Annotated in this window: 8 protein-coding genes; 6 read left to right on the forward strand and 2 right to left on the reverse strand. The window is 33.8% G+C overall.

What is annotated here, in order from left to right:
- Positions 1 to 154: 154 nt before the first annotated feature.
- Both ACIQYG_RS06160 and ACIQYG_RS06165 read left to right on the forward strand, forming a co-directional pair.
- Positions 155 to 1,810: a glycerol-3-phosphate dehydrogenase/oxidase gene (locus ACIQYG_RS06160; RefSeq protein WP_402836278.1), complete on the forward strand. Its 1,656-nt coding sequence runs from the start codon at positions 155 to 157 to the stop codon at positions 1,808 to 1,810.
- Between the two features lie 204 nt (positions 1,811 to 2,014).
- The gene (locus ACIQYG_RS06165) at positions 2,015 to 3,469 is read left to right on the forward strand and encodes an alanine/glycine:cation symporter family protein (RefSeq protein WP_402836279.1); all 1,455 of its coding nucleotides are present in this window, start codon (positions 2,015 to 2,017) and stop codon (positions 3,467 to 3,469) included.
- A 290-nt stretch (positions 3,470 to 3,759) separates the two neighbouring features.
- On the opposite strand, the gene ACIQYG_RS06170 is transcribed toward ACIQYG_RS06165, so the two are convergent.
- Both ACIQYG_RS06170 and ACIQYG_RS06175 read right to left on the reverse strand, forming a co-directional pair.
- The gene (locus ACIQYG_RS06170) at positions 3,760 to 4,506 is read right to left on the reverse strand and encodes a LytR/AlgR family response regulator transcription factor (RefSeq protein ID WP_402836281.1); all 747 of its coding nucleotides are present in this window, start codon (positions 4,504 to 4,506) and stop codon (positions 3,760 to 3,762) included.
- A 13-nt stretch (positions 4,507 to 4,519) separates the two neighbouring features.
- Positions 4,520 to 5,857, reverse strand: a complete 1,338-nt coding sequence (locus ACIQYG_RS06175; protein WP_402836282.1) for a sensor histidine kinase — start codon at positions 5,855 to 5,857, stop codon at positions 4,520 to 4,522.
- Between the two features lie 272 nt (positions 5,858 to 6,129).
- Here ACIQYG_RS06175 and ACIQYG_RS06180 point away from each other — a divergent pair, with 272 nt between their 5' ends.
- The 4 genes from ACIQYG_RS06180 (at position 6,130) to ACIQYG_RS06195 (ending at position 9,938) form a co-directional block, all read left to right on the forward strand.
- On the forward strand, positions 6,130 to 7,917 hold the full coding sequence (locus ACIQYG_RS06180; protein ID WP_402836284.1) for a hypothetical protein: 1,788 nt from the start codon (positions 6,130 to 6,132) through the stop codon (positions 7,915 to 7,917).
- A 14-nt stretch (positions 7,918 to 7,931) separates the two neighbouring features.
- The gene (locus tag ACIQYG_RS06185) at positions 7,932 to 8,657 is read left to right on the forward strand and encodes an ABC transporter ATP-binding protein (RefSeq protein WP_402836286.1); all 726 of its coding nucleotides are present in this window, start codon (positions 7,932 to 7,934) and stop codon (positions 8,655 to 8,657) included.
- A 339-nt stretch (positions 8,658 to 8,996) separates the two neighbouring features.
- Positions 8,997 to 9,692 (forward strand): YIP1 family protein, encoded by a 696-nt coding sequence (locus ACIQYG_RS06190; protein WP_402836288.1) that lies wholly within the window; start codon positions 8,997 to 8,999, stop codon positions 9,690 to 9,692.
- A gap of 45 nt (positions 9,693 to 9,737) precedes the next feature.
- Positions 9,738 to 9,938 (forward strand): circular bacteriocin, circularin A/uberolysin family, encoded by a 201-nt coding sequence (locus ACIQYG_RS06195; protein WP_402836290.1) that lies wholly within the window; start codon positions 9,738 to 9,740, stop codon positions 9,936 to 9,938.
- The last annotated feature ends 155 nt before the right edge of the window (positions 9,939 to 10,093 follow it).

The following is a 10,093-nucleotide window of genomic DNA, read 5'->3' on the forward strand; positions in this document are numbered from 1 at the left end:
TATAAACTATGCGAACAAATGAACCAATTGAATATAATGACCGAATTCACGAGTAAACAGTACGAATTCACGAGTAAAAGTGCAGAATTCACGAGTAAACGCAGAATTCATACAAAAGAACAATAGAATGCAATACTTAAAGGAGGAGTCAGGCATGAGGTTTTCAAATATATATCGGGCAGAAACGGTCGAAACTCTGAAAAAAGAGAAATATGATGTGGTTGTCATTGGTGGGGGAATTACAGGTGCAGGGATCGCCCTGGATGCAACGACCCGTGGGATGAAAGTGGCTTTGGTTGAAATGCAGGATTTTGCTGCAGGTACTTCAAGCCGCTCGACAAAACTTGTTCATGGCGGCTTGCGGTATTTGAAGCAATTTGAAATAAAAATGGTTGCCGAGGTTGGTAAAGAGCGAGAAATCGTTTATGAGAATGGACCGCATGTGACCACGCCGGAATGGATGCTGTTACCGATGCATAAAGGAGGCACCTTCGGGAAATTCAGTACCTCCATTGGACTTCGGGTATATGATTTCCTTGCGGGGGTTAAAAAATCCGAACGCAGGAAAATGCTTTCTGCGGATGAAACACTTAAACGGGAGCCTCTCGTCAAGAAAGAGGGACTGAAGGGCGGAGGCTACTATGTTGAATATCGGACAGATGATGCACGTCTTACGATTGAAGTCATGAAGGCGGCTGTCGATAAAGGTGCAACACCGATAAATTATACAAAAGTAGATAAATTGTTATATGAAAAAAACGGTAAGGTGAACGGAGTCCAGGTTGCCGATTTGCTTTCAGGTGATGCTTATGAAATATACGCAGACAAAGTTATCAATGCAGCAGGTCCGTGGGTGGATTCCATTCGTGAGAAGGACCAATCGAAACAAGGGAAGACGCTGAAGCTATCCAAAGGTGTTCATGTGGTCATCGACCAATCGAAATTCCCGTTGAAGCAGGCACTTTATTTTGACACGCCTGATGGCCGGATGATTTTTGCCATCCCGAGAGCCGGTAAAGCTTATGTAGGGACTACGGATACTTTTTATGATGGTGACCCTGCAGTGCCGACCGTTACTTCCGAAGACCGTGCCTATCTATTAAAGTCCATACACTATATGTTTCCAGAAGTGAACATTACGGATGATGATATCGAATCCAGCTGGGCTGGGGTAAGGCCGTTGATTCTTGAAGAAGGGAAAGATCCTTCTGAGATTTCAAGGAAAGATGAAATATGGGAGTCCGATTCTGGCCTTATCACGATTGCAGGTGGGAAATTGACCGGTTATCGAAAAATGGCCAAAACGACGGTCGACCTTTTGGCAGGGAAGCTTGCCCAGCAATCCAATAAAACTTACCCAGCCAGCAGCACTAAAGGAATGCCGATTTCCGGAGGGGATGTCGGGGGATCAAGCAACTTCTCCGATTATATCAAGCAACATGTTCAAATGGGAGTTGACTCAGGACTCGCTGCAAAGGACTCCAAAGAGATATTGGCGATGTACGGGTCCAACGCACCTGTGTTATTCGATATCGCCAAAAACGAAGGAGACGGAGGAGCGAGCAGCGGCCTACCAAAGAAATTGTTCGTACAGCTGAAATACGCAGTGGATCATGAAATGGCCGCAACTCCAGTGGATTTCTTCTTCCGCAGGACGGGGACACTATTATTCGATATCGATTTAGTCCAAACGCATAAACATGCAGTGATTGATTATATGGCTGGATATTTTGGATGGACGGAATCAACAAAAATGGAGAGAACCAATCAATTGGAACGGGAAATATTGGGTGCGATTAGAGTATCTTGACCTACATTCAAAAAACATGACGCCGGCGGAATCGCTGGCGTTTTTTTTGAATACGGGATGTGATTATCGGGGTATTTGCAAGTGGAAAAATAAAAATGTTTATGTAAGGTTTCCTTACGTAAAAACTATTGTTTAATCCATCAAGATGAAATATAATCGTTAAAAGATAAGTTAGAATTTTCAAAATATAAAGGGGGAGCTTGATTGTCTGAATTTATTACGGCTTTAAATGGAGTTTTATGGAGTTCACCAGTCATTTATATTTTATTGGGAGTGGGTTTATTATTCTCGATTTTAACCCGTTTTCTGCAAGTGAGGCATATTAAGGAAATGGTCCTCTTGATGTTCCAAGGCAAAAGTTCGGAAGCGGGGGTTTCCTCTTTCCAGGCTTTATCCATAGCCCTTTCAGGTCGGGTCGGTACAGGTAACATTGCAGGAGTGGCGACGGCTATCGCCTTTGGGGGTCCCGGTGCCGTTTTCTGGATGTGGGCCATCGCATTCATAGGAGCGGCCAGTGCATTTGTGGAATCCACTTTAGCTCAAATTTATAAAGTCAAACAAGATGGACAATATCGGGGAGGCCCTGCTTATTATATTGAAAAAGGGATAGGGTGGAAGTGGTTTGCTGTTCTTTTTGCATTTGCAGCCCTTATAGCCATGGCCATCCTTATGCCAGGTGTTCAATCCAATTCGATTGCTGCCGGGGTGGAAAATGCATTTGGCATCAAACCGGTGTTCACTGGTTTGGCAATCGTCCTTTTACTTGGCTTCATTATATTCGGCGGTGTAAAACGGATAGCTAATGCTGCAACCTTAATCGTGCCTTTCATGGCCCTTGGTTATATATTGCTATCGGTTGTCATCGTCCTATTGAATATCACTGAATTACCGGGAGTCATCTCTTTGATATTCAGAAGCGCCTTCGGATTGGATTCTGCATTTGGGGGGATCATTGGCATGGCGATTGCTTGGGGAGTGAAACGCGGCGTTTATTCGAATGAGGCCGGCCAAGGGACAGGAGCTCATCCGGCGGCTGCGGCTGAAGTATCACATCCCGCAAAGCAGGGTCTTGTTCAAGCATTCTCGGTTTATATCGACACATTGTTCGTTTGTTCCGCTACGGCCTTCATGATTTTATTTACAGGCATGTATAATACACAAGCGGAAAATGGTTCATATATCGTCAATAATTTGGGAGATGTAACTCCTGGCCCAGGGTATACACAAGCGGCAATCGATAGCGTAATCCCAGGTTTTGGTGCTGGCTTTGTTGCAATCGCCCTTTTCTTCTTCGCCTTTACGACGATCATGGCCTACTATTATATTGCTGAAACCAATATCGCCTATTTAATGCGCAACCGGAATGGTAAATCGGCCATGTTCGCCTTGAAGCTCATCATCCTGGCGGCCAGTTTTTACGGATCCGTGCGTACGGCAGAGCTGGCTTGGGCATTAGGGGATGCGGGTTTAGGCATTATGGTTTGGCTCAATGTCATTGCCATTTTAATTCTTGCTAAACCGGCGCTCATTACGTTAAAGGACTACGAAAAGCAAAAGAAAGCAGGGCTCGATCCGGTTTTCAATCCAAAAGCTTTAGGCATAAAAAATGCCGATTTTTGGGAGCGTGAATACACCGGCGACAAAGAAAATGTTTCTTGAGGGAAAATGCCCTTGAATTAATTTAATAGAAGAAGGTACATGAAAAACCAGCTCCAGTTATTTGCGAGCTGGTTTTTTATAGTTTTTCCATAAACTAGGGGGATAATATGTTAGCTAAACTAGCTCAAGAAATTGTGAATATAACCAATGGCCATAGCCTTTTTTAAGATTACAACTTCTTGCTTTAACCGAAGGTTTTCCTTCTGTTTTAAGAAAAATATTTAAAAGTAAATTGGCTGCAACTATTATGCATTCTACAATGAATTTTGAAATAGACCAAGCTTTTAAATCTAAAGGTTTTCAGCAACTGCATTTCTTAATTCACTATATTTGTTTTTGCTCACTCTAATTTCCGCTTTTACGTTTTCAAGTTCTATTAAGTAGGATCTCATATACTCGTCCGGCTTAATCTCTACAATTTTGGATAATGGAATTAAAAATGATTGATGTGGGCGAAAGAAATTATGTTTTACAAGCATTTTTTCTAACTCATTTAACGTATTACTACATTCTATTTCTTTTTTTTCTTTAATATTTATTATGCATTTCCTTCCTCTTTTTTCCACGAAATTAATTTCTTGTATATTAATAAAATGAATAGAACTTTTATCTCTCACAGTAATTTTCTTGGGTACTTTGACACTATTTTCCATCGGTAATATTCCTTTTTTATGATGGTTATGAAATTGAATTAGAGATTTTTCAAGACGTAAAGGGCTTATTGGCTTTAGCAAAAAGTCTACAGGATATAATTCATACCCATGTACAGCATAATCTGTATGACCTGTTACAAAAATCAAGAGTATATGAGGGAATTGGTTCTTAATGGTTTCAGCCAATTTAAAGCCATTTATATAAGGCATGTCTATATCCATAAAAATCAAGTCAATTTTTGTTGTGTGCAAAAAGTCTATTACTTCTCTAGGATCTGAATAACTATAAATATTTTCGATAAATGGATATTGAGTCAATAAACTCCTTAACATATTAATACATTGAACATTATCATCTACGGTTAATACATTATAATTACTCACTCTTATTTCTCCTTTATATAGCTTTATTTTTTTCTAACGCTGGAATTCTCGCAATAAAAGAAGTAGTACTGTTTGTAGTCTCTAGATAAATTAGTCCTTCATACTTTTCCATAATTCTTTTAGTAGTTACTAAACCAATACCTTCGTGGTCATTTGATTTAGTAGTAAATTGTTTTTCGAATAGTTTGGAGGCTACTTGCTCATCAATCTCTCCATTATTAGTTACAGTAAATATGTATTCATTAGATAAATTTTCAAATTCTATGAGTACTTCAATCCACTTTTTTTGATCTTTTACACGAGATAATTCATCTATTGCGTTTGATATTAAATTTCCAAGTACACGATTAATATCAGTTACTTTACATGGAATATTTACAAGTGAATTTTTTACAATAATCGACATATTAATATTCTTTCCTTGAGCTTGCTGCTGTAGTGTTAAAAGTATTGCGGAAATTGCATGGTGATGGATAGGGATTATTTCGTTAATCCCTCTAACATCATCGATAAGCTCTTCTATATATTCCTCAGTATCCTGAAATTTTTTCTGTGCAATTAATCCATATAATGTACTCAAATGGTGAACAAAATCATGACGTTGAGACTTTATAACTTGGAAATATGTTTTAATCTCTGCTTCATGTTGTTTCTCTAATAGCTTTTCTAATTTCTGAGATTCATTTTTTAATACAAGTTGCGAGAAAAAAAGTAAATAAAATGTAGATACGATCGTTACAAATAAAAGAGACGAATTTGTCTGTTTTAAATAAAATAAATTGTAAGATATAGTGAAAGCAACAATAATAATTAATATCATTGTAATACACGTTAAGATCATGTACTTTGGTCCATATTTCCTATAAAATGAATCATTTTTATCTTTATAAACCATATCCCAGGGTATAAAAGATAAATTATATCTAATAAACAAGAAGCCTATTAAGTTTATTAAAATGATATGTGGTAATGCTATTAAAATTTTCTCAAAAGAATCAGCTTCCAATAATTTAATAACATCGAGCATATTTTCTAAAAAGAGTAAAGATAATAGTTCTCCTAATAATAGTATGCAGAGCCCCAGAACAACTGAAATAAAAGAAGCAATAAAGCTAATCTTAAATATTAAATTAGCTAATATAAACAAAATTAGGAAACTACACAAAAATGTAATCCCTGGAGCAAAGGTTGTAGTTAACTTCAACAACAAGATCAATGTTGTTCCTATTAAACTAAGTGCAATAATTTGTTTTTTAACTTTACTAATTTTCATTCCTAGAAAAGCAATTAAGAAATACGTTAAAGAAATTATTTCCAAAAAGGTGCCAAATGTTTCGATTAAAATGTCCATCTCAATTCCTTTTACCCCCTATACAATATTTAACATAGCATATAATGGGATTTTTTTATATCAAAATATCATTATTCGAATAATCCTTACGTAAAATAATAGTATTTGGATTTTTTTGCTCAACTAAATAGGCAACAATTTGGTCTTAATAAGCCTAAAAAAACCCTAGTTAGGAAGAAAGTATAGACAAGAATATCTGTTTATCTTAAATTGTTGTAAGAAGTTTTATAATTTACTACATGGTAATGCAATATAGTAAGGGAGTGATGAACATGCTTATTAAGTGGTTGAAGTGGAAACTAATTATTCGATGGAAGAATCAGTGGAATTATATTAAGGTTTTTAGGAATTTATCCGTTGGTAAAAATTTATGGGTTTTAGTCTGTGTCCAAAATATATTTAATTTTTTTCTAATCTTTTTTGGAACTTACTTTCTTTTAAAATATACAGTTTTTAATGAGTACTTCACTAATAATCAAGTTAAACAAGGTTTAGTTATTAGTGTTATCTTCAAGCTTTTATCTACTATACAAGATCATTATGAGGTTTTGTGGTCTATAGTGTTCTTTTTAATTATAATATTTGCATTAATTTCAGGAATGAATTCCTCTAAATGGCAACTTCAATCTAAAGATCAAGATTGGCTGATTATTACTCTTAAAATTAGAAAATCTAAAGCCAAAATCTTTCTATATTTAGAGTCTATAGTATGGGACACTAAAGACTTTCTTTTTTATTACATTCCCATTTTAATAGCACTGGGAATAGTTACTCAAGTAAATTGGTTATATCTTATAGGGATAATCATCCTCACTTTACTCAATTATTTACTTTTAACCCTCTTAATTTCTATTTTGCATAACAAATATATTCAATTGCAACAGTATAAATGGAATTTTCTGTTTAGAACAGCAACTAATATTGTTCTTAGACTAATTACAGTCTACTTAGCATTTTTAATTGGAAAAATTATTTCTCCTTGGGTCAATAAATTTCCTCTGACAAGTAATCATGTTGATTATGAAAACTATAATCAATGGATAAATGAAGGAGTAGATGTCGTTTTTAATATTTTCAAACCCATATCAACGATTTTTTTACATCCATACATGCCTTATAACCTGTTTACAAATATTCTATTTAACGGCATCCACTATAACTCTTTATTAAAATTAGCTATGTTTTTTGGAGTCCTTGTTGTGTTCATCTTTATATTATCAAAGGTAAGTGGTAATAAGACGAATACATATTACCCTTTTATAAAAATAGAATATATAAACAGTTTTTTATCAAAATTAATTCCTGGAACATCTTATACAGAAATTTTAGCTAAACACCATTATCGAACTGAATACCTACGCTACAGGTTCCCAGCTTTACTAGGCTCCTTTTTATTTTGGATAATCTGGGGAACCATCACAGGGCTATTACAGACCCTCAACTATGGTGAAGATATATATTTTTTAATCATCTCATTTTATTTGTTTTTTATAACTTACTTTTATGTATATTCAATTTTTACAGAGTTAAACGGAATGTTTTCTTTAGACGGAGAAGGAAAACAAGTTATCACCTATTTATTAAATGGAAAGTCATTATGGGATGTATTTAAATATAGATTTCATTTCTTTACTCTTACAAGCCTACCATTGTTAATTACCGCCGATATTGTTTTTTTCTTTATAAATCATATGAATCTAATGCTAAGTACTTTAACTCTTTTGTTGCATGTGTTCAGTTTTTTCTTCTTTTCTTTGTTAATGTTTCTACCAGGAGTCATTAGACCTCATTTTAATTACAGCAATATTGAACAATTAGACGATTATGCTGACAAAAAAATTATAGCTGATATAATTCGTTTTTCTACTGTAGGTTTTATTATTCCTATGTTGATGGTTCCTACAGCTCTATTGTTAGTGGATACTATAGGTTTATTTAGTTACTTTGGTATACAGTGGGGTGCGGTGTTAATAATACTTTTCATATCATTTGGCATCTTGTTGTTAATTATCTCTAATCAACTATCTAAAAAGTCCACCTTAGAGCAAATAAATTTATAGAGAGAAGGTAAGTTATGTGTGATTCTTTAATCTTTCAAAATGTTAGTAAATTCTTTGAATCAAAAATAATATTAAATAATATTTCATTCAATATAGAAAAAGGGAAAATCACAGCATTTCTTGGTCAGAATGGAGCAGGAAAAACGACGACTTTAAAGATTGCCATGGGCCTTCTCATTCCAGATGAAGGTGAAGTATTCATAAATAATAAAAGTATAGAAAATATGAAAAAAGAGGTTACTTTTATACCTGATTACCCATATTTATATGAAGAATTAACTGGACGTGAATACCTTAAATTCATTATAGAGCTGACTAATTTAGATATATCTGATGACGAAGTAAACGGGCGCATCACTTATTACGAATTGGATAAAGAGGTTGATAAAATAATTAAGAATTTGTCATTGGGTAATAAGAAAAAACTAGCTTTACTTGGCAGCTTATTAAATAAACCAAGTGTATTACTCTTAGATGAATTTATATCTGGAATAGATCCAGTAAATATGAAAAAAATTAAATCTATTTTAAAAGACTATACTTTAGAGGGAAACTCAGTTTTACTATCTACTCATCAATTAGAAGTTGCCCAAACATTTTGTGATGCACTTGTCTTAATCAACGAAGGAAAAATTATTAAACAGGAAAGAGATATATCGAGCATTTTTAAGGAAAGTGAAAATTTAGAAGAATACTTTATTTCAATTTTAAATATGACAGGAGAAACTCAAAATGACTAAAAAATTTTTCATGCTAGCTACACTAATTTTTTTATTATTTGCGTCACCTCCTTTGATAATAGCTATCTATCAGGGCCAGTTAAAAGATATTATGGTAATTTCTTTGATAATTATTATAGTCTTCTCCATAACTACTTATGAATTTATTAGAAGAAAAAATTAAAAAAAGACTAAATCCTTATAAAGTAAAGGATTTAGTCTTTTTATTTTGGTCACTAATATTAATGAATTTACCCCTGAAAATACAAAAAACGACCATAATATCTAAAAAATGTTTATTTTTTCAATTTTTATTGTACTATTTATTCAGGAAACAACAAATGAATAGGAGGATATTTAATGCTTAATGATTCTGAGGTAATGGAAAAGAAAGAAGCTATTCTACTCTCCACTACCCACCCGCTTAGTTTAATTAAAGTCTTACTCAATCCTGTTACTTTTTTTAATAAGTTAAAAACTGAAAGGAAACTAGGAATTAATATATTTATCATTCTAGTTCTATATGGAATTGTAACTTTCTTTCTTTCGCAACATTTATTAATGAATAACGACATCAGTTCTACTCTTCCAAAAGAGTTACAAAATGAAAAAAGTCAGCTGATCATGGTTATCGGAACTACATTAGTAGGCATATTTCAATTTGTATCTACAGTTTTAATTTCCACTTTAATTTATAAAGTAATATTATTTTTAACACAAATTCGAGTTACATTTAAAGGACTATTTCATATAGTAATGGTTGCCCAGATACCTCTAATTATTGGGAAAATGATTAACTTAATCTTTATCAATAAAGATACAATTGAAATGCCTATTACTAGTTTAGGATTTACAATAAAGCCTTTTACAGAATCTCCATTTTTACTGAATTTCTTTTCTAATATTGAAATATTTAGTATATGGAGTTACTTCATTATTGCATTAGGAACTAGCGTATGTATTGGAGTAACCAGAAAGAAAAGTATGTTGATTATTTTCTCTACTTGGTTAATATTCTTAACTCTATCTTCTTTCTTAATAGGTTTCTTTAATTAATAGAAGATAGTATTTATTTTTTTTGCACTGAAGGGAGGTGAGAACATGGAGATGATCTTTAATCTAGTAGGAGCACTTGGTATTTCTAACTATTGGGCTACATTAATTGTAAATGCTATTTTGGCTGGCGATACTGTAACTCAATTATTGGCTGTATTTGGAAGTTTTGGTTTAACTTCAACACTTATTAGTACACTCAGAGATTTAATTAAAAAAATTGGTAAGCAACAAACGATTGCTTACTAATAAATAAAAAGAGAGTAATAAATTAAAGGAGGGGAATTTCATGGAAGTGGTAGCATTTATTGCGGGAGCTCTTGGTATTTCTGAATACTGGGCAAACGTTATCGTTTCGGCAATTGAAGCAGGCAGTACAGTATTAGCTTTGATTTCAATGTTCG

It is taken from the genome of Peribacillus sp. NPDC096622 (genome assembly GCF_044762665.1).
GTDB lineage: Bacteria > Bacillota > Bacilli > Bacillales > DSM-1321 > Peribacillus > Peribacillus frigoritolerans_B.